This is a genomic window from Pseudomonas sp. NFPP24, assembly GCF_900112095.1.
Taxonomy (GTDB): Bacteria; Pseudomonadota; Gammaproteobacteria; order Pseudomonadales; family Pseudomonadaceae; genus Aquipseudomonas; species Aquipseudomonas extremorientalis.
In genome coordinates, this window is record NZ_FOKD01000013.1 from 127831 (window position 1) to 150047 (window position 22217).

Annotated in this window: 19 protein-coding genes; 6 read left to right on the forward strand and 13 right to left on the reverse strand. The window is 62.0% G+C overall.

Features of this window, described 5'->3' with window-relative positions:
- The first annotated feature begins 25 nt into the window (after positions 1 to 25).
- From BM026_RS29245 to BM026_RS24390, 4 genes are all read left to right on the forward strand, one after another.
- Complete coding sequence (locus BM026_RS29245) at positions 26 to 205, forward strand: DUF6026 family protein (protein WP_256573001.1); 180 nt, start codon at positions 26 to 28, stop codon at positions 203 to 205.
- 161 nt (positions 206 to 366) lie between these two features.
- Positions 367 to 2124 carry a phosphoethanolamine transferase CptA gene (locus BM026_RS24380; protein WP_093127750.1) on the forward strand — a complete coding sequence of 586 codons (1758 nt, stop codon included), beginning with the start codon at positions 367 to 369 and terminating at the stop codon, positions 2122 to 2124.
- Positions 2125 to 2237: 113 nt separating this feature from the next.
- Positions 2238 to 4466: a TonB-dependent siderophore receptor gene (locus BM026_RS24385; RefSeq protein WP_093530397.1), complete on the forward strand. Its 2229-nt coding sequence runs from the start codon at positions 2238 to 2240 to the stop codon at positions 4464 to 4466.
- Between the two features lie 144 nt (positions 4467 to 4610).
- The gene (locus BM026_RS24390; protein WP_093127534.1) at positions 4611 to 4832 is read left to right on the forward strand and encodes a hypothetical protein; all 222 of its coding nucleotides are present in this window, start codon (positions 4611 to 4613) and stop codon (positions 4830 to 4832) included.
- Positions 4833 to 4922: 90 nt separating this feature from the next.
- Here BM026_RS24390 and BM026_RS24395 read toward each other — a convergent pair whose 3' ends face one another.
- From BM026_RS24395 to BM026_RS24410, 4 genes are all read right to left on the reverse strand, one after another.
- Positions 4923 to 5414 (reverse strand): GNAT family N-acetyltransferase, encoded by a 492-nt coding sequence (locus BM026_RS24395; RefSeq protein ID WP_093530399.1) that lies wholly within the window; start codon positions 5412 to 5414, stop codon positions 4923 to 4925.
- A 173-nt stretch (positions 5415 to 5587) separates the two neighbouring features.
- Complete coding sequence (zapE, locus tag BM026_RS24400) at positions 5588 to 6691, reverse strand: cell division protein ZapE (RefSeq protein ID WP_093530401.1); 1104 nt, start codon at positions 6689 to 6691, stop codon at positions 5588 to 5590.
- A 15-nt stretch (positions 6692 to 6706) separates the two neighbouring features.
- The gene (locus tag BM026_RS24405) at positions 6707 to 7042 is read right to left on the reverse strand and encodes a nuclear transport factor 2 family protein (protein WP_071490655.1); all 336 of its coding nucleotides are present in this window, start codon (positions 7040 to 7042) and stop codon (positions 6707 to 6709) included.
- A gap of 52 nt (positions 7043 to 7094) precedes the next feature.
- Positions 7095 to 7811 (reverse strand): helix-turn-helix transcriptional regulator, encoded by a 717-nt coding sequence (locus tag BM026_RS24410; RefSeq protein WP_093530403.1) that lies wholly within the window; start codon positions 7809 to 7811, stop codon positions 7095 to 7097.
- Between the two features lie 161 nt (positions 7812 to 7972).
- On the opposite strand from BM026_RS24410, the gene BM026_RS24415 reads away from it, so the two are divergent.
- Positions 7973 to 9019, forward strand: coding sequence for an aldo/keto reductase (locus BM026_RS24415; RefSeq protein ID WP_093127518.1), 1047 nt, complete (start codon positions 7973 to 7975; stop codon positions 9017 to 9019).
- Positions 9020 to 9071: 52 nt separating this feature from the next.
- Here the strand turns inward: BM026_RS24415 and pepN are convergent, their stop codons facing one another.
- From pepN to BM026_RS24445, 6 genes are read right to left on the reverse strand one after another with little or no spacing between them, the layout of a single operon-like run.
- Positions 9072 to 11729, reverse strand: coding sequence for an aminopeptidase N (gene pepN / locus BM026_RS24420; RefSeq protein ID WP_093530405.1), 2658 nt, complete (start codon positions 11727 to 11729; stop codon positions 9072 to 9074).
- A 13-nt stretch (positions 11730 to 11742) separates the two neighbouring features.
- Positions 11743 to 12573 carry a DUF2797 domain-containing protein gene (locus tag BM026_RS24425; protein WP_093514517.1) on the reverse strand — a complete coding sequence of 277 codons (831 nt, stop codon included), beginning with the start codon at positions 12571 to 12573 and terminating at the stop codon, positions 11743 to 11745.
- Positions 12570 to 12830 (reverse strand): YeaC family protein, encoded by a 261-nt coding sequence (locus BM026_RS24430; protein WP_017528545.1) that lies wholly within the window; start codon positions 12828 to 12830, stop codon positions 12570 to 12572. The genes BM026_RS24425 and BM026_RS24430 overlap by 4 nt, the downstream gene beginning before the upstream one ends.
- Before the next feature lie 14 nt (positions 12831 to 12844).
- The gene (locus BM026_RS24435) at positions 12845 to 13714 is read right to left on the reverse strand and encodes a rhomboid family intramembrane serine protease (RefSeq protein WP_093530407.1); all 870 of its coding nucleotides are present in this window, start codon (positions 13712 to 13714) and stop codon (positions 12845 to 12847) included.
- Positions 13711 to 14685 carry a metallophosphoesterase gene (locus tag BM026_RS24440; RefSeq protein WP_162276401.1) on the reverse strand — a complete coding sequence of 325 codons (975 nt, stop codon included), beginning with the start codon at positions 14683 to 14685 and terminating at the stop codon, positions 13711 to 13713. Before BM026_RS24440 ends, BM026_RS24435 begins: the two co-directional genes overlap by 4 nt.
- Positions 14682 to 15572: an NAD(+) kinase gene (locus BM026_RS24445; RefSeq protein WP_003217892.1), complete on the reverse strand. Its 891-nt coding sequence runs from the start codon at positions 15570 to 15572 to the stop codon at positions 14682 to 14684. Before BM026_RS24445 ends, BM026_RS24440 begins: the two co-directional genes overlap by 4 nt.
- Before the next feature lie 145 nt (positions 15573 to 15717).
- On the opposite strand from BM026_RS24445, the gene BM026_RS24450 reads away from it, so the two are divergent.
- Positions 15718 to 16665, forward strand: coding sequence for a DUF1853 family protein (locus tag BM026_RS24450; protein ID WP_093530409.1), 948 nt, complete (start codon positions 15718 to 15720; stop codon positions 16663 to 16665).
- 133 nt (positions 16666 to 16798) lie between these two features.
- Here BM026_RS24450 and BM026_RS24455 read toward each other — a convergent pair whose 3' ends face one another.
- From BM026_RS24455 to cobN, 3 genes are read right to left on the reverse strand one after another with little or no spacing between them, the layout of a single operon-like run.
- Positions 16799 to 17530 (reverse strand): vWA domain-containing protein, encoded by a 732-nt coding sequence (locus BM026_RS24455; protein WP_093530411.1) that lies wholly within the window; start codon positions 17528 to 17530, stop codon positions 16799 to 16801.
- Positions 17455 to 18456, reverse strand: coding sequence for a magnesium chelatase ATPase subunit I (locus tag BM026_RS24460; protein ID WP_093127502.1), 1002 nt, complete (start codon positions 18454 to 18456; stop codon positions 17455 to 17457). Before BM026_RS24460 ends, BM026_RS24455 begins: the two co-directional genes overlap by 76 nt.
- Positions 18456 to 22217: a cobaltochelatase subunit CobN gene (gene cobN / locus BM026_RS24465; protein WP_093530413.1), complete on the reverse strand. Its 3762-nt coding sequence runs from the start codon at positions 22215 to 22217 to the stop codon at positions 18456 to 18458. The genes BM026_RS24460 and cobN overlap by 1 nt, the downstream gene beginning before the upstream one ends.

The following is a 22217-nucleotide window of genomic DNA, read 5'->3' on the forward strand; positions in this document are numbered from 1 at the left end:
ACACCGGCTATTTGCGAGGTAAGCAATGAGCACTGCACAGATGACACGTCCGCCACAGACCCTCTACGTCACTATCCGTCGCGACGAGTTGCACCAGTTGAAAGACGAGCGCGAACAGCTGCAGCAGGAAGTCCTGCGCCTGCGTGCCCATATCATCCAGGCCCAATTGGACCAGCCCGCCGGTGCGCAACCCGCGCTCTGCTGAGCCCCGTCATCGCTTTGTAAGATAACCGCTACAAAAATCTCACAAAGTTTTCACATGCCTCTCCCGATACTCCAGCCCCCAAGGGCCACCCCATGCAAGGGTGGCCTCCGTTGCGTGCAGCCCTGCGCGTCAACTGGAAAATCATCGGGTTGGAGCACTGGATGGCGATGTTCAAACGCAGCACCACGTCTGCGAAAGGCTTTGATTGGGCCGGCCTTGGCTGGCTGTTCTTGTTTTTCTGGTACTTCTCGGGCATTACCCAACTGCTGATCCAGTTGACCGGAACTTCCGGTTTCAGTGGTTTTCGCCAAGCCTTTTTCATGAGTGCGCTGTGGCTTGCGCCCATGCTGTTGTTCCCCAGCCGTACACGACTGCTCGCCGCCTTGATCGGCGCAGTACTGTGGGCGTGCTCCATGGCCAGCCTGGGTTATTTCTTCATCTACCAGCAGGAATTCTCCCAAAGCGTCATCTTCATCATGTTCGAGTCGAACATCTCGGAAGCCGGCGAATACGCCACCCAGTATTTTGCCTGGTGGATCGTGCTGGCGTTCATCGCCCATACCGCCTTCGCGGTATTCCTGTGGACGCGGCTGCGCCCGGTCTACCTGCCTCGCGGCCAGTCGATACTGGCGGCGGCAGCGATTGTGCTGGCGGTGGTGGGTTATCCGCTGGTCAAGCAGATCGCCACCAGCGACAACATGGAACAAGCCATCGATCGTTTTGAAACCCGTATTGAACCAGCGGTGCCGTGGCAGATGATCGTCGCCTACCGCCGCTACACCGAGCAGTTGGACAACATGCAAGGCATGCTCGACAGCGCCAGCCAGATCCCGCCCCTGACCAACCTCAAGGACACCATGGCCGGCCAACCGTCGACCCTGGTGCTGGTGATCGGCGAGTCCACCAACCGCCAGCGCATGAGCCTCTACGGCTACCCGCGCAACACCACGCCGGAGCTGGACAAACTGCGCGACCAACTGGCGGTGTTCGACAACGTCATTACCCCGCGGCCCTACACCATCGAGGCGCTGCAACAGGTGCTGACCTTCGCCGACGAAGAAAACCCGGACCTGTACCTCAAGACGCCGTCCATCGTCAGCGTGATGAAACAGGCCGGCTACAAGACCTACTGGATCACCAACCAGCAGACCATGACCAAGCGCAACACCATGCTCACGACCTTTTCCGAACAGGCCGACGAACAGGTGTACCTGAACAACAACCGCAACCAGAACGCCCGCCAATACGACGGCGACGTGCTGGCGCCGTTTTCCAAGGCCCTGGCCGATCCGGCCGAGCGCAAGTTCATTGTGGTGCACTTGCTGGGCACCCACATGAGCTACCAGTATCGCTACCCGCCGACCTTCGACAAATTCACCGACCGCCAGGGCGTGCCGGCGGGCATCAGCGACGATCAGTTGCCGACCTACAACAGCTATGACAATGCGGTGCTGTACAACGACTTCGTGGTGTCGAGCCTGATCAAGGACTACGCCAAGACCGATCCCAACGGCTTCCTGCTGTACCTGTCGGACCATGGCGAGGATGTCTTCGACTCGATTGGCCACACCACCCTGGGACGTAACGAAGGCAAGCCGACAGCGCCGATGTACACCATTCCGTTCATGGCCTATGCCTCACCGAAATGGCGCGAAACCCACGACTGGAGCTTCGCCGGTGACTTGCAACGGCCCTACTCCAGCTCGCAGTTGATTCACACCTGGGCTGATATGGCCGGTCTTAGCTTCAATGAACTCGACCGTACAAAAAGCCTGGTGAGTGACAGCTTCACGCCGCGCCCACGGATGATTGGCAACCCTTACGAGCGCCAACAAAAGCCCCTGATCGACTTCAGTCTGATCAAGCCGAAAAAGGCCAGCCCGACCGACGTGGTGCTCCAGGAAAAACCGGCCTTGTAACAGAAAGATAACAATCATTCTCGTTTAAGCCTAAAGATCCCCCTCTCCTTTCGTCTTTGAACCAAGGCCATTCCGACCGGAAAGGCCGCAAAGACGACAAGGAGTCTTCCGCGATGTTCGCGCCTTTCACCCGTTCCATGACGCTCACCATCGGCCTCTTCAGCGTGGTGGCAAGCCCCGACCTACTGGCTGAAACCGACCCCGAAAACAAAGCCCTCGAGCTGCGGTCCACCAGCATCACCGCCGAAGGCCTGGGTGCCACCACCGAACACACCGGGGCCTACACCACCGGCTCGATGAGCACCGCCACGCGGCTGAACCTGTCGGTCAAGGAAACCCCGCAATCGATCTCGGTGATCACTCGCCAGCAGATGGATGATTTCAATCTCAATACCTTGACCGAAGTGCTGCGCCAGACCACCGGGGTCAACGTCCAGCACAACGACTCCGACCGCGTGTCCTATTCCTCTCGTGGCTACGGCATCAACAACTTCCAGATTGATGGGATGCTCAACACGTTCGGCTACATGAAGTCCGATTCCGACACCATCATCTACGACCGCATCGAGGTGGTTCGCGGTGCTACCGGCTTGACCACCGGCGCCGGCGACCCCTCGGCCACGGTCAATATGGTGCGCAAGCGCCCCACCGCCCAGTGGCAGGCGAAAACCGGGGTGAGCGGTGGCAGCCATGACAACTACTACAGCTTCGTGGATGTCGGCGGCCCGTTGGCGTACGACGGCAAGCTGCGCGGGCGTACAGTGCTGGCCTATCGCGACAGCCAATCCTTCCGTGACAACTACGCGCTGCAGCGGGCAGTCGGCTACGGCATCCTCGAAGGCGACCTGTCGGACGACACCGTGCTGGCGGTCGGTTTTGATTACCAGGACAAAAAGGTACAGGGCACTTCCTGGGGCACCGTGCCCTACTGGAACAGCCAGGGTGGCAAGGCCGGACTGTCACGTTCCACCAATATGGCAGCGCACTGGAGTTCCTGGCCACTGACCGACAAGACCACCTTTGCCAGCCTCGACCACCGCCTGGGCGGCGACTGGCACTTGAAGGCGGCCTACACCCATCGCCAGAGCGACACGGACGGCAAGGTCTACTACGGCGGCGCGGGGTTCCCCAACGACGACCGCAGTGGCATGACGGCCTGGGCCAGCCATATGCGCGGCACCTCGAGAATGGAGGCGGTAGATCTCAACCTGGCCGGCAGCTATGCGCTACTGGGCCGCGAACATGAACTGATGGTGGGTTATGGCGAAGCCACACAGCGGGACGTCTCGCCAGTGATGCGCGACAACATCCCGGACGGCTACTACAGCATCGAAGACTGGAAATACATGGGCGGGATCGGCAAGTTTCCCGACACCGTGACCGGCCTCAAGGGTGAGCACAGCAGCAAGCAACAGAAAGCCGGCTACCTGGCCACGCGCCTGAGCCTGACCGAGCGCCTGCATGCGGTACTCGGCAGCCGTTATGGCAGCTGGGAGCTGGAAAGCGCGGCGCCTGAATACACGGCCAATGACCAATTGCTCAGGGCCAACAAGACCCGCCAGACCCACAATGATATGTGGACGCCCTACGCCGGGCTGCTCTACGACATCACCCCGGAGTACACCGTCTACGCCAGCTACACCGACATCTTCAAGCCGCAGAGCCTCAAGGACGTCAGCAACAAATACCTGGAGCCCGTGGTGGGCAGCAACTATGAAGTGGGGCTCAAGGGGAGCTTGTTGCAGGAGCACTTGAACGTAGCGGCCGCCTATTTCTGGAGCAAGCAGGACAACGTCGCGGAACGGGATGACTCCGTACCGCCGAACCCGATCACGGGCGAGGAGTACTACAAGTCAGGCGGCAAGGGTAACAAAGTAAGCGGCTTCGAGCTTGAGGTGGCCGGCGAGGTGATGCCGGACTGGAATCTCACGGCCGGCTACACCTATACCCACTCGGTGAATGGCACGGACAAACGCAACAACACTGGCCAACCGCTGAACCTGCTGAAGGTTTCCAGTTCCTACCGGTTACCCGGTGCATGGCGCAACCTGACGGTAGGCGGTGCCGTGAACTGGCAGAGCGATATCCATGAATTCGGCAACCGGCCAACGGGGGCTCGTGACAGCGAGGGAAATCGAATCACCACACGGGCAAAGATCACCCAGCAGGCCTACAGCGTGGTCAACCTGATGTCCCGCTACCAGTTCGACGAACATGTTACGGCATCGCTTAACGTCAACAATCTATTTGATAAAAAGTATTACGAGCGCGTTGGCTTTTATAACGGCGTGTATTGGGGTGACCCACGCTCGGTCACCTTGGCTTTGGACTGGAAGCTGTAGGATTTTTTAACCAAAAGTTAACGAAATTGTTAGCTTTTGGTTTTTCTGGCGTTAATTCCTACTTAATAAACTCTCTCCACACTCGCCCCATGAATCTGATCAAGGACAGAGCGGATACCGATCACACTTACCGGAAACACTGCCATGAAACTTTCTACCCTGATAGTTGCCAGCCTGATGACCTTGACCTCCGCCGCCGCCTTCGCCGAAGGTGGCTCGGAGCGTTCCAAGGCGTTCTACAAGGACTTTACCTTCGTGCAGCAACAAACCCACGGCACCGCTGAACAAACCGCGCTGGCCGATGGAAAGAGCGTGAAGAAAGAAACCGCTGACAAGTCCGCTGCCGAGCAACAACCAAACACTTGATGTAACCGTATTAACCCTTTGCCATCCCGCTCCTTTGGCCAAGGTCAACTTTGGCGCCATTCAATGGCGCCTTTTTTTGCCTGTTATTTATTAAAGCGGTTTGCTCCAGAACAACATGCGCCCGTGGGCCGGATCAAACTTCGAGTCATCAAAACCAAACTTGCGATACGCCGCTTGAGCCACCGCATTACCCTCCAGTACCTCCAGGGTGATCTTGCAGCAGCCACGCTGACGGGCGATTTCCTCGACCTTTTGCAGCATTTTCTGGCTCAGCCCCAAACCACGGAATGCATCCATCACCACCACGTCGTGGACATTGACCAAAGGACGGCAGGCAAACGTGGAAAACCCTTCAAAACAATTGACCAGACCCGCCGGTTCTCCCCCCACAAACGCCAGCACGCTGAACGCATGGGGCCGTTTGGCCAGCTCGCCCGGCAGTTGCTCCAGGAGGTCGGCGGGCAGGCTGTGACCACCGCCCATCGGGTCCTCGGCGTAATGGTTGAGCACGCGGCCGATGGCGTCGGCATGCACGGGGTTGGTGTAGCTGGCTTGCAGCACCAGGATGTCTGGGGTGTCCATGTCCTTCCTCGATCACGATTACAAGGGATTCGGCTCCCTATGAGGGGCACGATTGTAAGCGTGGAGCGAGCGCCAGATGAAGGAGATTAACTACAAATATGCGCATGAATACGCGAACGTTGCGTGGTTGAAAAAGCGCAATCAGACGATTCCTGGATTTTTTCGTACGGGCGTCAGCCGAAACGCTGCAACTGCATTTCTTGCAGCCGGCTGAGTGTCCTGCGAAAGGGAAACGCCAGGTAACCCTCGGTATAAAGTCGCTCCAGCGGCACCTGGGCCTCGATGAACAGCGGTACTTTACGGTCGTAGCACTCATCCACCAGGGCGATAAACCGACGCACGCTGTCATCGTGCACCGACAGCGCCGGCAACTCACGGTCGCCGGCTACTACACGCTGAACGCCATCCTCGGTGCCACGGGCAATCCGGCCAGGACGCTGTTGCGCGCTGAGGTTGGGGACTTCGCCAATCAGGATGGCCTTGAAGCGATCGCACAGCAGCATGAAATCCATGGCCGCCAGCGGTTGTTCGCACAGGTCGGCGTAACGGCACCAGAGCACGGTGTCGCTGGACTGCACGGCGACGATGGCGCGATGCCCCACGACAATCGGCCCGCTGCGGGTTGGCTCGCCCTGGGCCAAGCGCTGGAACACGCCCGCCAGCGCCTCGGGTTGATTGACCCAGTAGCGCTGGAGTCCTACACCCGGATGCAACCGGTGATCCTCTCCCCCATCCACCGCAACCACATGCATGTGCTGCTTGATCGCTGTAATGCCCGGCAAAAAGCGCTCGCGGTTGAAGCCATCGGCATACAGCTGGTCAGGTGGTTGGTTGGAGGTGCAGACCATCACGACGCCTTCTTCGAACATCACCTGGAACAGCCGCCCGAGGATAATCGCGTCACCGATGTCATTGACGAACAATTCGTCGAAGCACAGCACACGCACTGCCTGGCTCAGTTCCCGGGCCAGGGCCTGCAAGGGGTCGTGGGTGCCGGTCAGTTGGAACAGACGCTGATGCACCCACTGCATGAAGTGATGGAAATGCTGGCGCCGCGCGGGCACTCGCAGGCTTTGATGGAACTGGTCCATCAGCCAGGTCTTGCCCCGCCCCACCGGGCCCCACAGGTACACGCCAGTGATCGGCGCATGGCCGTGGTGCAGGGCTTGGTGGCAGGCTTGAAGAGCGTCCACCGCGCGGCGCTGGGCAGCGTCGGCGACGAAACCCTGTTGGGCAACGGCGTGTTGGTAGGCAGCGAGGGGCGTGTCGAAAGTCATGCCCGCCAGTATGAACTACAGCGAAATATCCAGCCGCGAAATCTTGCCCTGCTCGTTCAAGCGAAAGGTGTAGCGCAGCTCCAATGGGCTGCCCGGAAAATTGCCGGACACGATATTGCTGACCAACACCTTGCCGGTACGGTGTTGCACCTTGAGCACTTCGACCCGCGGCTGATAACGACGCCCGGTGTCTTCCATCCAGCGTGCAATGGCGGCGGCGCCCACCTGGTGCTGGCCTTCATCGAACACATTGGCATCCTCGGCAAAACACTGGGCGATAGCCGAGGTGTCACGGGTATTGGCCGCTGCGATATAGGCCACGATGGCCGGCGCCAACTCAGGGATAGACATGGCACAGCTCCTTTCTTGGTGATTTGTAGTGCCATGCTAAGCCACCATCGTGTCAGTTTTTGTCAGGAGTGAAGGGACCGGATTCATTCTGTTCCATCAGCTTGCGCCAGGCCCGCAGCCAATCGCTGCGCCGGCCCGGGTAACGTTCACCGGGCACCTCGGCTCTCGCCACGCGGTCGGTGCGAAAGGTGCGATAGGCACCGCGCAACTCACACCAGGCCACGATCACCCGTACTTCATTCAGAAAGCCCAGGGCCAGGGGCCAGATCAGCCGTTGGCTCTGGGTCTGGCTGGCGTCGGCGTAATCGATCTGCAGCTTGGCCTGGTTGCGAATGGCCTCGCGAAACACATCGAGCGACACGCGGTTTTCCGGGTAACCAAACCCCGGCGGGCCAGGCAGCAGTGTCGGGTTGCGCAAGGCTTCCTGGGCGGCGGGGTCGAGTACATCGGCGATCTTCGCCAGGGCATTGGCTGCGGCGCGACTGAGCACCTCGTCGCCACGCTGGTCGACATAACGCAGGCCGAGCACGATGGCTTCGGTTTCCTCGGCGTTCAACATCAAGGGCGGCAGAAACAAGCCACTGCGCAACACATACCCTACCCCCGCCTCACCAAAAATCGGCGCGCCCAGGGCAGTCAATTCGGCGATATCGCGATACAGCGTGCGCTCGGACACCTCCAACTGCGCCGCCAGCACGGCAGCGGTCACCGGACGTTTCTTGCCCCGCAGGGCCTGGAGCAAAGTCAGTAGACGAGTGGTTCGCGACACAGGAACGCCTGCCGAGAAGGGAAAAGTGACGCAGCTTAACAGAGCCCCCTGTCAGAAAACGTCAGCAGTAAAAAAGCCCCCTTGACCGAATACATTACCAATATCATATTAAATACATGTTACTAAACATGTAAGAAAATCACTGCCTCAGGAGTCCTTGTATGCGCAATAAAGTCTTTGGCCGCCGCAGCGGCCTGCAGGTATCCGAACTGGCCTTGGGCACCGGTAATTTCGGTACGGGCTGGGGCCATGGCGCCGAACGCGACGAAGCCAAGGCGATTTTTGACGGGTACCTCGAAGCCGGGGGCAATTTCCTCGATACCGCCAATGGCTACCAGTTCGGTCAGGCCGAAAAGCTGCTGGGGGAATTTATCGCCTCGGAACGCGACAACCTGGTGGTGGCCACCAAGTACACCCTGCGCACCGAACCGTCCGATGAAGGCACGATCCGGCTCGGTAACAACCGCAAGAACCTGGTGCGCTCGGTGGAAGAAAGCCTCAAGCGCCTGAACACCGACCGCATCGACCTGCTCTGGGCACACATGAGCGACAACGTCACGCCCATGGAAGAGATCCTGCGCGGTCTCGATGATCTGGTGCGCGCCGGCAAGATCCACTACGCCGGCCTGTCCAACTTCCCCGCCTGGCGCATTGCCCGCGCTGACCTGTTGGCCGAGGTACGCAGTTTCGCGCCGATCATCGGCATCCAGGTGGAATACAGCCTGGTCGAGCGCAGCGCCGACCGCGAGCTGCTGCCAATGGCCGAAGCATTGGGGCTGGCCGCCACGCTGTGGTCGCCCCTGGGCGGTGGCTTCCTGACAGGCAAGTACCGCAACACCCAGGACGACAACCGCGCCAACAAACTCGGGATCCTGGTGCACGCCGAACACACTGCGCGTGAAACCGCAGTGCTCGATACGCTGCTGGCGGTTGCCGGTGAAATCGACGCCACACCGACCCACGTCGCCATCGCCTGGCTGCGGGACAAGGCCCGGCGCTCGACCACCGCGCTGGTCCCGATCCTCGGCTCGCGCACCCGCGCCCAGCTGGACAGCACCCTCGGCGCGTTGAATGTGCATCTGTCGGCCGAGCAAGTCACCCGCCTTGACACCGCCAGTGCCATCCCGCTGGGCGTGCCGCACGGGATCATCGCAGAGCGCTTCCCCGTCGATAACGGCCTGGACACCCCGCGACCACCGGTTATCTGAGGCGAAAAAAAACGGCCTGTCGAACAGGCCGTTTTTTATTCAACGATGCAACTCAGGCAAGGCTCTTACTGACCACCTCGAACACATCACTCGACAACTCACCGGACGCCAGAATGCGCTCCAGCTCGGCTTTCATCAACGCCTGGCGCGCGCTGTCGTATTTACGCCAGCGGGTCAGCGGCGCCAACTGGCGCGAAGCGATCTGCGGGTTCAAGCCATTCAACTGGATCACCAGGTCCGCCAGGAAGCGATAGCCCGAACCGTCCGCCGCGTGGAAGTTGATCAGGTTCTGCCCGGCAAAGGCACCGATCAAGGCGCGTACCTTGTTCGGGTTCTTGAGGGTGAACGCCGGGTGCTCCATCAACGCCTTGACCCGCGCCAGCCCGCCCGGCAACGTGCTGCCAGCCTGCACGCTGAACCACTGGTCCATGACCAGCGGGTTGTCCTTGAAGTTCTCGGCAAACACCGCCAGCGCCTGGGCTTTCTCTGCCTCGAACGGCGAATTCACCAGCACCGCCAGCGCGGTCAGGCGCTCGGTCATGTTGTCGGCCGTGTCGAATTGCTCGATGGTCGCCGCCAACACCTCTGGCTTACCGCTGAGCATCAGGTACGACAGCGCGATGTTCTGCAACGCACGACGGGCGAAGTGCTCGGCGGCCGCCACGTACGGCGTTTGTCTGGACAGCTCGCGATTGGCCTGGTAACGCAACGACAGCGCCTCGTGCAGGTTGTCCGCCAGTTGCTTGCGCGCAAACTCACGGGCGGCGTGGATGGCATCCACATCCGCCACGTCGCTGATTTCGGTCAGGTAGGCTTCACCCGGCAACGACAGCATTTCCGCGACCATCGCCTGATCCAGGCTTTCATCACTCAGCACGCTGCGCAGCGCAGTGATCAAGCGCTGATCCATCTTCAAGGCCTGGCCCTGTTGATGCTGCTCAATCAACTCCTGCAGCACCTGCACCGACAACTGCTGGCCGGCGTCCCAACGGTTGAAACCGTCACTGTCATGCTGCATCAGGAACATCAGTTGGTCGCGGCTGTACGGGAAGCTCAGCTTCACCGGCGCCGAGAACCCGCGCAGCAGCGAAGGCAACGGCTGTTCGGCGATATCAACGAAGGTAAACGTCTGCTCGGCCTCGGTCACCGAAATCACCCGCGACGTGCCTCCCGCAGCCTTCTCACCGGCCAGGCGCAAGGCAATGCCAGCGCCCTTCCCGTCCAGCAAGCCCAGCTCCACCGGAATTACGAACGGCAGTTTTTCCACCTTGTCCGGGGTTTGCGGGCAGCTCTGGCGGAAGGTCAGGCTGTAGGTTTTCGCCGCCGCATCGTAGGACTCGCTCACCGCCAGGCGCGGCGTACCGGCCTGGCTGTACCAGCGCTTGAACTGGGTCAGGTCGGCGCCGTTGGCGTCCTCCATGGCCTTGATGAAGTCGTCGCAGGTCACGGCCTGGCCGTCATGGCGTTCAAAGTACAGGTCGCTGCCCTTGCGGAAGCCTTCGGCGCCGAGCAAGGTGTGGATCATGCCGACCACTTCCGAGCCCTTTTCGTACACGGTCAGGGTGTAGAAGTTGGAGATCTCGATGAAGCTGTCCGGGCGCACCGCGTGGGCCATCGGACCGGCGTCTTCGGCGAACTGATGGGTACGCAGGTACGCCACGTCCTGGATGCGCTTGACCGTGGCCGAATTCATGTCGGCCGAGAAGCCCGAATCGCGGAACACGGTGAAGCCTTCCTTGAGCGACAGCTGGAACCAGTCGCGGCAGGTCACGCGGTTGCCCGACCAGTTATGGAAGTATTCATGGGCAACGATCGCCTCGACCCGCTGGTGCGCGGCGTCGGTGGCAGTTTCGGCACGGGCCAGCACGGCGCTGGAGTTGAAGATGTTGAGGCCCTTGTTTTCCATGGCGCCCATGTTGAAGTCGTTCACCGCGACGATCATGAAGATGTCGAGGTCGTACTCACGGCCATAGGTTTCTTCGTCCCAGCGCATGGACTTTTTCAGGCTGGTCATGGCGTGCTGGCACTTGTCGATGTTTTCCGGCTCGACGTAGATGCGCAGCGCCACGGTGCGGTCGGTCATGGTGGTGAAGGTATCTTCGACACACCACAGGTCACCGGCCACCAGGGCGAACAGGTAAGCCGGTTTCTTGAACGGATCTTCCCAGGTTGCCCAATGGCGGCCGTCCTCACCCGGACCGCTGGCGATCGGGTTGCCGTTGGACAGCAGGATCGGGTAGCGGTGTTGCTCGGCGATCACCGTGGTGGTGAAGGTGCTCATCACATCCGGGCGATCGAGGTAATAGGTGATCTTGCGAAAGCCCTCGGCCTCGCACTGGGTGCAGAACATGCTGCCGGACTTGTACAGGCCTTCCAGGGCAGTGTTGGTTTCCGGATGGATTTTTACCGTGGTATCCAGGGTAAACGTCGCGCTTTGCGGATGCACCGTCAGGTGGCTGTCGGTCAGCTCGTAGTCACCAGCGCTCAGTGCCTGATCGGCCAGGTTCACGCTCAACAGCTCCAGCTGCTGGCCGTCCAGCACCAACGGCGGCAAACCGGCGCCGCGCTCGGGATTGCGGCGCATCACCAGTTGCGCGTGGACCAGGCTGTGGTCCTCGAACAACTCGAAGGTCAGGTGGGTCTCGTCGATCAGGTAGTCCGGCGCCTGATAGTCCTTGAGGTAAATCATCTTCGGTTGTTCGGTGCGCATGGGTGGCATCCTTCTACTGATGCACGGCGAGCTGGTAGGCCGTGTACTTACGAATATTGATCACGCCGGTATCGAAGATCAGGTACTGGCCCTTGATCCCCAGCAGCGTGCCTTCGGCAATCGGGTTCTTGTCCAGGTTGAAGCTGACGATCTTCGCCGGATACTGCTCCACCGGGTAGCGGATTTCGAGCGGCTCGATGTCGGTGACCGGTTGGATGGCCTGCAGGCCAAAGCGTTCCTGCAAACCCAGCAGGCCGTCAGCACAGGCGGCGAACAGTTGGTCACGCACCTGCTTGAGGTCGACGGACTGGGCGTCGCCCTTGAGCAGCGCACGCCAGTTGGTCTTGTCGGCCACTTGGCTGCGGAACAGGTCTTCGACAAAACCTGACTGCTGGCGGGTAGCCACGCGCATGATCGGCAGCGCCTGGCTCGCGCCCTGGTCGAGCCAGCGCGTCGGCAACTGGGTGGCACGGGTGATGCCGACCTTGATCCCTGACGAGTTCGCCAGGTACACCACATGGTCGGTCATGCAGAATTTCTCGCCCCAGCCTGGATCGCGGCAGGTGCCGGCGTCGTAATGGCAACGCTCGGGGCTCATGATGCACAGGTCACACTGGGCCAGCTTGGTCATGCACGGGTAGCAATACCCCTGGCTGAAGCTGGTCTTGGTCTTGCGGCCGCAATGGCTGCAATGGATGGCACCGAGGTATTCCAGGCGCACATGGGTGCCGATCAACGGGTTGACCGGCACCTCGGCGTCGCCCAGTCGAAACGCGTATTGAACGGTCGGCTCACCGAGTTGCGCCGACATCTTGCTGACTGCACCGCGACCGATTTCAATCAATGGATCGCATCCGACTTGAACAGGATGTTCGGCACGGTGGTCGACTTCGACTGGCATTCCTGCGGGCCCATGTAGCCGGTGCGCTGGTCTTCCGGCAGGTTCTGGATTTCCCAGGCTATCACCGCCTGCAACGACAGCTCGCGCTGTTCGGCAGTGAGCTTGCGGCCATCGGACCACTTGCCGATTTCCACGGCGAGCTTGAGGCTCTCGTAGATATCCGGGGTGATATTTTCGATCATTTCAGCAAAAGAGGACATGAGGCTCTTCCTTATCAAATAGACGATTTGCGACGGCTGTACAGCCCGCCCAGCAAACCTGTCAGGCAACCGATGACCAAGCCGCCGACATGGGCCGCGTTGGCGATTTCGCCGAAACCGATCATCGAGACCAGCCCCGACAGGCAGAGCAGCAGCCAGACCAGCATCATCACCAGTACCCCACGGGGCAGGCGATAGGCCGGGTTGGGCGACAGCAGTTGAAAAATCCAGCAATGCCCGAGCAGGCCATACAACACGCCGGACAACCCACCGAACAGACCGGGGCCACCATAAGCGTATTGAGCGTAGTTGGAGACCAGGCTGAACAACAGGGTCAGGCCCAGCAAGTTGATACTGCCCTGGCGCGCCTCTATGCGCCGGCCCAACTCCCAGTACCACATGCCATTCATGGCCAGGTGCAGGATGCCGAAGTGGATCAGCATCGGCGTGACCAAGCGCCACCACTGCCCCGCCGCCAGACTGTCGGCCAGCGGCGTGAACTGGATGTACTCGCCGATAATGCGAAACTGCAGGAATGTCAGCCAGCTCATGGCTTGCAGGTTTTCACCGAGCAAGGTCACCGCGCCGACGATGATGCTTGCCAGCAACACCAGAGCGGTCAATGGGCTGTGCCGCAGTTGCTGGACAAATCCAGGGCGCCTGTTCGCTGCCTGTTCGGGAATATCCAGTTGCCGGTCCGGGTCACCGGCGGGAAAGCGCTGGTACAGCACGCGCACGTCGTCGCTGATGGTCTCGGGTACCCATAACACTTGCTCCCCGGCCTCTTCACTGACGCGATGGGGCACCTGCATGCGTTGCAGCAATTGGATAAAGCCGCCCAGGTCCACACTCAGTGGCAGGCGCAATACGGCCACGGTACTCATTGGATGACCTCGGGCCGCTCAACGTCGACCCAGACGAATTTATTCGGGTCCAGCCGCGTTTCCTGATCCAGGCGGTACGCCACCAGCTTGCCGTACAGCACCGCGCTGTAGTCCAGGCAGGCCAGGTTCGGGCGGATCGGCGCCGGTTTGCCACTGCGCCAGTAATGCCCGACGAACAACAGCGGTTCATCGACGCCGTAGCGCAGCAGGGAATTCTTTTCGGTGGACGACAACGGTGTACGCGCCACCGGCTCGGGCAGTGCATCGGGCTGGAACACGATATCGCCGTAGGTCTTGGGGTCGTCTTCCCAGAACTTGGTGCGGAAGAACGAGCGCGTCAGGCCATCGCCACCGGTCAACGTGAGGCCGTCCGGCAAACGCATGTCGGTGCCGCGCAACAGGCGGTCGAACGCATTGCAGGCAAAACTGCCCGGCACGGCGGCGGCCTGCAGGAAGTGCTGGTCGATGCAGCCGTCCGGGAAGGTGCCACGCAGCGGCTGGATAAAGCCATCATCCCAGCACGCATGCACCACGCGAAAGCGCCCGGCGTCGACAAACAGCGGCATGTCATAGAACCAGCCGAGGAAGTCGTGCCAGTCGGCCGGGTGATGTTCGAACTGGGTCAGGGTCTCGTGGATCAACCGCGCATGCCGTGGGTTGTGCTCACGCACGAACTGCCTGCCACTGCCCGGCGGTGCCGGTGTGGTCCAGCCCAGGGCGTTGAACTCGTGGTTGCCCATGATGCACAGCGCCTGGCCGGCCTCGGTCATGTCGTGGACGATATGCAGCGCCTCGCGGATGCGCGGGCCACGGTCGATGATATCGCCGAGGAACACCGCCATACGCGTTGGATGGCGCCAGGTGCCGCCCTGCTTGTGGTAGCCCAACAGGTCGAGCAAGTGCTCAAGGGTATGGGCGCAACCGTGCACGTCACCAATCAGGTCGTAGCTACGCGCGGGATCGAGCATCAGTCGCCTCCACCCCCCAAGCGGCTGCCCCAGCCCAGCTTGGTGCGGCACACTTCGTAGTAGTTGTGGTCCAGCGGGTGGATCAACCGCAACTTCTGTGCCTTCTTGCTCACGGTGATGGTGTCACCGGGGGCGCAGGTGAAATGGTTCTGCCCGTCACACGAGACCTGCGGGTAGATCTGCATATCTTTGGACACCACGATTTTCAGTTCACTGTTGCCGTCGACCACAATCGGCCTGCTCGACAACATATGGGGATACATCGGCACGATCACAATGGCATCCAGCTTGGGATGCATGATCGGGCCACCCGCCGACAGCGCGTAGGCGGTGGAGCCGGTAGGCGTGGCAACGATCAGGCCGTCGGCCTTCTGGCTGCACACGAACTGGCCGTCGATATACAGTTCGAACTCGATCATCCGCGTGGACTTGCCGGGGTGCAGCACCACGTCATTGAGCGCATCGCCCTGGCCGATGGCTTCGCCGTGGCGGCGCACTTCTGCCTGCAGCAGGAAGCGGTTCTCCACCAGGTAATGACCGTCGAGCACCTTGGCCACTTCGACTTCCAGCTCATCCGGGCGGATATCGGTGAGGAACCCCAGGCTGCCCCGGTTGATCCCCAGCACCGGCACGTTATGCCGCGCCAGGGCACGGGCCGCGCCGAGCAGGCTGCCGTCGCCGCCGACCACGATGACCATGTCGCAGACTTCACCGAGCATCTTGCGCGACGAGGTCTGCAGGCCGTGGCCCGGCAGGATTTCAGCGATGGTGTCTTCGAGGATCACATGCAGGTGACGCTCCAGCAGGAATTTTTTCAGCCGGCGGACGGTGTCCAACACCTGGGTACTGCCCAGGCGACCGATAATGCCGATATTGCGAAATTGCTCCATGGGGCTCCTGCGGGATGTGGAGTGTGGCAAAAAAGAACGATTATGGGCGAAAGGCCGTCTCAGGCAAAATCCTTTGTCGCCGTGAAGCCTTGATGACAACGGTTCTCAGCCACCTTCAGCGCCGTTAAAAGGCTATGCTCGGACCATGACTGTGCTCCCCGATCTGCACAACCTGCCCCGCCAGCTGCGCCACCCCGAGGTGCGCGACCTGGCGTGGGTGATGCTCGCCCCGCCGATGCTCGCGCAAACGCCATGGCCACAACGTCACCCGCTGGCCGGCAGCGACTGGGTGCAGGCGCCGCATCTGCTGGAACGCTGGCTACGCCAACTGGACCAGGACAGCAGCGCCTTGCAGCAGTGGCTGAGCCTGTCACGTACGCGCCGCCTGGGCCTGTATTACGAACGCCTGTGGCAGTTTGCGGTGCAGCATGCGCCGGGCGTGGAATTGCTGGCCGCCAACCTGCCGATCCGCCGTGCCGGGCACACCCTCGGCGAGCTGGACATGTTGCTGCGCGATCGCGATGGCGTGCATCACCTGGAACTGGCGATCAAGCTGTATCTGGGCCCGCAGGACGGCAACGGCCAGGACACTGCGCAATGGCTCGGCCCGGGCTGTCATGATCGACTGGACCGCAAGCTGGCGCATCTGGCCCAGCATCAGTTGCCGATATCGTCACGGGCGGAAAGCCGTGAAGTGCTGGCCGCGTTGGATGTCCAACAGTTTGATGCGCATTTATGGTTGGGGGGCTACCTGCTCTACCCCTGGCCCGGCCAGGCCATGGCTCCCAGTGGCGCCCATCCACAACACTTGCGTGGGCGCTGGTTGCATCAGCGTGACTGGCAGGCGTTTGTCAGCCTCAGCCAACCGGGCCGGTGGCAGCCCCTGCCCCGGCATGCCTGGCTGGCGCCGGCGCACTACCCCACGGAAGAAGTGTGGAACGAAGAACAGATGCACGGTTGGCTGGCCGACCTGGACCCGATGGCTCCGGCGCAGCTGCTGGTGCGGCTGGTACAGGTGGGTGAGGATTGGGAGGAAGCCGAGCGGTTGTTTCTGGTGGCGGATCTTTGGCCAAATGTGCCGGGGGCGGGCTGACAGTTTTGCGCTGTCTTTTAGGGCCTCATCGGGGGCAAGCCCCCTCCCACACTTGACTCTATTCACAAATACAAATGTGTGAACCCAATCCAATGTGGGAGGGGGCTTGCCCCCGATAGGGCCGGTGCAGGCACTACAACTGGTCGATATGCCGATACTCCAGCTGCAACCCAAAAGCCAACTCCTGAGCCCTGCCCAACCTGATCGGCCCCCGCTCGATATCCACCAGCAACCCAGTGCAATCCAACACCGGCAACCCGCCAATCTCCTTAAGCCGCCCATCGGTAATCACTAACAGCCGCTGCTGCTCCGCCGGATAGCGCTTGCGCCGCAATGCCAGCCAATTTCCGGCCTCGACAAGCGCCGCCAGCAATGGCGTACCGCCGCCCGCGCCCAACTGCGCCAGCCAACCCGCCAGACCCTTGGCCGCTTTCAACCCCTGCACCTGCCACTTCGGCGCCTGCCCGCTGGCCGTCAACAGTGCCAGGCGCGACCGCTGGCGGTAGGCGTCGTCAAACAACTGCGCCAACAAGCCCTTGGCGTCGGAGAGCGCTCGATGTCGTCGGGTGGACGCCGACGCATCGACAATCACCAACCACAGCTCATGGGCCGCACGACTGCGCAGGTGAAACAGCAAGTCCTCTCGCGTTTGCGGCCGACCGCCGAGCAAGGTGCCCGGCCAGTTGATCGCGCCCTGCTTCGCGCTGCGTGCCTTGCCTTGCCTGCCGTTGCCTAGTCGCCCTGCCTTGGGTCGCGCATCCGCCCCCGCGTCAGGTCGAGGGCGAATGCCTAGGGCTTTTTTGGCCAGGCGGGCACTTCCCGGCGTGCGCCCGTGGGCAGGGCCGGTGCGGGCATATCGCCCCATTGGCCTTGACCGGGAGAGGAGCCGGAGGGTTTCGGCGACTGCCCTTCACTCGGCGGGCTGGCCGGTGGAGGAGACTGTTCCTGCCGGCGATGGCGAAGAGCGAATTCAGCAACCGCTTGGATATCTTCCTCGGCAATGGCACTGGCTCCCCGCCAAGCGGCATGAGCCCTGGCACCGCGCAACCAGACAAGGTCCGCACGCAGGCCATCGACCCCCGCCGCAAAGCATCGCTCGGTGATCTGCGCCAGCGCCAGGTCATCCAGTGCAATGCTGTCGAGCCGCGCCCGTGCCTGGGTGCAACGCTCGCGCAATGCCGCTTGTGGCACGTCCCACTGCGTGCAAAAGGCAACAGGGTCGCTGTCGAAATCCAGGCGACGCCGGATGATCTGCCCACGCTCGGCCGGCAAGGTCTGCCCGCTCAAGGCCACGTTGAAACCGAAGCGATCGAGCAGTTGCGGGCGCAACTCGCCCTCCTCCGGGTTCATGGTGCCGATCAGCACGAAGCGCGCCGAATGGCGATGGGAAATGCCATCGCGCTCGATCAGGTTGGTGCCGCTGGCGGCCACATCCAGCAGCAGGTCCACCAGATGGTCGGGCAGCAAATTGACTTCATCGACGTAGAGCACGCCGCCGTCGGCCTTGGCCAATACACCGGGGGAGAATTGCGCCCGGCCTTCGCCCAATGCGGCGTCCAGGTCCAGCGTGCCGACCAGGCGCTCTTCAGTGGCGCCCAAGGGCAAGGTCACGAACTGACCACTGGCCAGCAGGTCGGCCAGACCACGCGCCAGGGTAGACTTGGCCATGCCGCGCGGGCCTTCGATCAGCACACCGCCAATCTTCGGGTCGATAGCGGTCAGGCACAGCGCCAGTTTCAGATCATCGGCGCCGACCACGGCGGACAGCGGGAAATGGGGAATATCAGTCATCAGCTGTCTTCTTCTATATCCAGCAACAGGTTTTCCAACGCCTCGCGATATGCCCCCGGTTCCTGCCACATGCCCCGCTGCTGCGCTTCCAGCATGCGCTCGGTCATGTCGCGCAGTGCATCGGGGTTGTGCTGTTGCACAAAGGCCCGGGTGTCGGGGTCGAGCAAGTAGGCGTCGGCCAACAGTGCGTATTGGTGATCGTCAATCAGTGCGGTGGTGGCGTCGAAGGCGAACAGATTGTCCACCGTCGCGGCCATTTCAAACGCACCTTTATAGCCATGGCGCTTCACGCCTTCGATCCACTTGGGGTTGGCGGCGCGGGAACGGATCACCCGGTTCAGCTCTTCCTTCAACGTGCGGATCTTCGGCAGGTCAGGCTGGCTATGGTCACCGTGGTAGCTGGCGGCCTTGTCGCCGCTCAGGGTTTCCACGGCAGCGAGCATGCCACCCTGGAATTGGTAGTAATCGTTGGAATCGAGCAGGTCGTGCTCGCGGTTGTCCTGGTTCTGCAAAACGGCCTGCACCTGGCTCAGGCGCTGGGCGAATTGCCCGCGGGCGGCAGTACCTTCGTCGGAACCGCCATAGGCGTAGCCGCCCCAGTTCAGGTAAACCTCGGCCAAGTCTTCACGGCTTTGCCAGAGACGCCCGTCGATCGCGCCCTGCACGCCCGCACCGTAGGCGCCGGGCTTGGCACCAAAGATGCGCCAGCCGGCCTGTTTTGCCGCGGCCTCTGCGTCCAGGCCCGAAGCCAGCAACGCTTCACGCTCACTGCGCACCTTGGCGGCCAGCGGGTTCAGCTCGTCCGGTTCGTCCAGCGCAGCCACCGCCTGCACCGCCGCATCGAACAGGCGGATCAGGTTGGCAAAGGCATCCCGGAAGAAACCGGACACGCGCAACGTCACATCAACGCGCGGACGATCGAGCAGGCTGACGGGCAGGATTTCAAAGTCATCCACGCGCTGACTGCCCGTCGCCCATACAGGGCGCACGCCCATCAGCGCCATGGCCTGGGCGATGTCATCGCCGCCGGTGCGCATGGTCGCGGTCCCCCAAACCGACAAGCCGAGTTGGCGCAGGTGGTCGCCATGGTCTTGCAGGTGCCGCTCCAGAATCAGGTTGGCGGATTGGAAACCGATGCGCCAGGCGGTGGTGGTAGGCAGGTTGCGCACATCGACGGTGAAGAAGTTGCGCCCGGTCGGCAACACATCCAAACGCCCACGACTCGGCGCACCACTGGGGCCAGCGGGTACGAAACGGCCGCTCAAGGCATCCAGCAAACCGCGCATTTCTGCCGGGCCACAAGCATCCAGCCGAGGCGCCACGACAATACGCAGGCTTTCGATCACGGCCTTCACGTCTTCCCAACCGGGCTCTTCCAATTGCTCAAGTGGCCCTTCCAGGGCTTGCTCGATCAATCGCGCCGCGTAAAGCTCCAAGCGTTCACGGGTATCGCCGGCGGTACGCCACAACTGCCCGTCGATCTTCTGTAGCACCAGCGGCCGGCGTCCAGTCCAGGGTTCAGCCAGGGCGCAGTCCAGCGGGTCGAAGCCCAGCTCGAAGGCCTTGGCCAGCACGCGCAGCAAGCTCGACTGCGGGCCACGGCCATCGCCACGCGGGATGCGCAGCAGCGCCAGCAAGGTATCGATACGCAGACGACCCTCGGGTGACTCGCCAAAAATATGCAGGCCGTCGCGGATCTGCGATTCCTTCAAGTCGCACAGGTAGGTGTCCAGGCGCGGCAACCACACGGCGGCATCGGCGTCGCTCTCCAGCTCAAGCTCCTGGTCGATGCGGGTTTCGCGCACCAGCTTGAGAATGTCCTTCTGCAGCTCCAGGGCGCGGCGCGGATCGAGCAACTGCGCTTCGTAATATTCGTCCGCCAGCAGCTCCAGGTTACGCAGCGGGCCGTAGGTTTCGGCACGGGTCAGCGGCGGCATCAGGTGGTCGATGATGACTGCCTGGGTGCGCCGCTTGGCCTGGGCGCCCTCGCCCGGGTCATTGACGATAAACGGATATATATTCGGCAGCGGCCCCAGCAACGCATCGGGCCAGCAGTTTTCCGACAGGCCCACGCCCTTGCCCGGCAGCCACTCCAGGTTGCCGTGCTTGCCCACATGGATCACGCCGTGGGCGCCGTAGGTGTGGCGCAGCCAGAAGTAGAACGCCAGGTACGCGTGGGGCGGCACCAGGTCCGGGTCGTGGTACACGGCGCTGGCGTCCACCTGGTAACCCCGCGCCGGCTGGATGCCGATAAACGTCAGGCCCAGGCGCAGGCCGGCGATCATCAGGCGACCGTCGCGGCACATCGGATCGTTCTGCGGCGCGCCCCAGCGCTCCAGCACCGCCTGGCGATTGGCTTCGGGCAGGCACTGGAACATCGCCTCGTACTCGTCCAGGCCCAGGCTTTGATGGCAAGGGCGCAGGTCGAGGCTGTGCAGGTCGTTGGTGACGCCGCCGAGCAACTCGTGGATCAACGCCGTGCCGCTGTCCGGCAATACGTCCGGCAGCGCATAGCCTTCGGCTTGCAAGGCACGCAGGATGTTCAGCGCCGCCGCCGGTGTATCCAGGCCCACGCCGTTGCCGATGCGACCGTCGCGGGTCGGGTAGTTGGCGAGGATCAGCGCAATGCGTTTCTCCGCATTCGGCACCCTCGCCAACTCGACCCAACGCCGCGCCAGCTCGGCGACAAAATCCATGCGTTCCGGCGCAGCGCGGTAGCACACCACGTCCGACTGGCTGCGTTCGCTGCGCCAGGCCAGGTCCTTGAAGCTGATGGGCCGGCTGATGATGCGCCCATCCAGCTCCGGCAACGCGATGTGCATCGCCAGGTCGCGGGGGCCGAGGCCCTGTTCGCTGGCCTCCCAGCCGGGCTGGTTGTCTTGGGCACAAATGGCCTGGATCACCGGGATATTGCGGCGAAACGGGCGCAAATGCGGCGCTTCGGGGCTGGATTGGGCGAAGCCGGTGGTATTGAGGATCACCGCCGCGCCGACCTCATCCAGCAGGTCTTCGACCACCGCCAGGCAGCCGGGCTCTTTCAAGCTGGCGACCGCCATCGGCAACGGGTTAAGCCCCGCTGCGTGCAGGCGCTGGCAGAACACATCGATAAAACCGGTATTGGCCGCCTGCAAATGGGAGCGGTAGAACAACACCGCCGCCACCGGCCAGTCGGCGTTCCAGTCTGCCTGCCAATGGTTCAGGCGGGCGCTGGCGTGGTGCGGGTGATAGATCGCCGTGCGTGGCAGGGTTTGGGGCTCGGCCCAGGCATAGTCGCGGCCCAGGTAGGCGCTGGCCAGGCAACGATAGAAATCCAGGGCATTGCCCAGGCCGCCCTGACGCAGGAAGTGCCACAGCCGATCACGCGCTTCGGCACCGACGGTGCTCAGCCCGCTGAGTTCCGGGTCCGGGCGATCATCCCCCGGCACCAGGATCAGCTGCACACCGCGCTCGGCCAACTCCACCAGACGCTCGATGCCGTAGCGCCAGTAACCGATACCGCCATGCAGCGAAATCAGGATGACTTTGGCGTGGCGCAGCACCTCATCGACGTACAAGTCGACCGAGGCATGGTTCTGCACCTGCATCGGGTTGGCCAGGCGCAGGCTCGGGTAGTCGTCGGGCAACTGTCGGGCCGCTTCGGCCAGCAGCGCCAGGCTGGAATCGCCGCTGCACAGGATCACCAGGTCAGCGGGGGTTTGGCCAAGGTCGGCAATATTGTCGTCCGAGACGAAACCACCGGGCTGGGTCCTGAGCAGGTGCAT

What these genes read in the sequence shown, in the direction of transcription:
- cobN (WP_093530413.1), bottom strand. Translation starts at nt 22,217, where the DNA reads ATGCACCTGCTCAGGACCCAGCCCGGTGGTTTCGTCTCGGACGACAAT.
- BM026_RS24435 (WP_093530407.1), bottom strand. Translation starts at nt 13,714, where the DNA reads ATGAGTACCGTGGCCGTATTGCGCCTGCCACTGAGTGTGGACCTGGGC.
- BM026_RS24445 (WP_003217892.1), bottom strand. Translation starts at nt 15,572, where the DNA reads ATGGAGCAATTTCGCAATATCGGCATTATCGGTCGCCTGGGCAGTACC.
- BM026_RS24390 (WP_093127534.1), top strand. Translation starts at nt 4,611, where the DNA reads ATGAAACTTTCTACCCTGATAGTTGCCAGCCTGATGACCTTGACCTCC.
- BM026_RS24460 (WP_093127502.1), bottom strand. Translation starts at nt 18,456, where the DNA reads ATGACTGATATTCCCCATTTCCCGCTGTCCGCCGTGGTCGGCGCCGAT.
- BM026_RS24450 (WP_093530409.1), top strand. Translation starts at nt 15,718, where the DNA reads ATGACTGTGCTCCCCGATCTGCACAACCTGCCCCGCCAGCTGCGCCAC.
- BM026_RS24430 (WP_017528545.1), bottom strand. Translation starts at nt 12,830, where the DNA reads ATGTCCTCTTTTGCTGAAATGATCGAAAATATCACCCCGGATATCTAC.
- BM026_RS24455 (WP_093530411.1), bottom strand. Translation starts at nt 17,530, where the DNA reads ATGGGGCGATATGCCCGCACCGGCCCTGCCCACGGGCGCACGCCGGGA.
- BM026_RS24395 (WP_093530399.1), bottom strand. Translation starts at nt 5,414, where the DNA reads ATGGACACCCCAGACATCCTGGTGCTGCAAGCCAGCTACACCAACCCC.
- BM026_RS24380 (WP_093127750.1), top strand. Translation starts at nt 367, where the DNA reads ATGGCGATGTTCAAACGCAGCACCACGTCTGCGAAAGGCTTTGATTGG.
- BM026_RS29245 (WP_256573001.1), top strand. Translation starts at nt 26, where the DNA reads ATGAGCACTGCACAGATGACACGTCCGCCACAGACCCTCTACGTCACT.
- zapE (WP_093530401.1), bottom strand. Translation starts at nt 6,691, where the DNA reads ATGACTTTCGACACGCCCCTCGCTGCCTACCAACACGCCGTTGCCCAA.
- pepN (WP_093530405.1), bottom strand. Translation starts at nt 11,729, where the DNA reads ATGCGCACCGAACAACCGAAGATGATTTACCTCAAGGACTATCAGGCG.
- BM026_RS24405 (WP_071490655.1), bottom strand. Translation starts at nt 7,042, where the DNA reads ATGTCTATCCCTGAGTTGGCGCCGGCCATCGTGGCCTATATCGCAGCG.
- BM026_RS24385 (WP_093530397.1), top strand. Translation starts at nt 2,238, where the DNA reads ATGTTCGCGCCTTTCACCCGTTCCATGACGCTCACCATCGGCCTCTTC.
- BM026_RS24415 (WP_093127518.1), top strand. Translation starts at nt 7,973, where the DNA reads ATGCGCAATAAAGTCTTTGGCCGCCGCAGCGGCCTGCAGGTATCCGAA.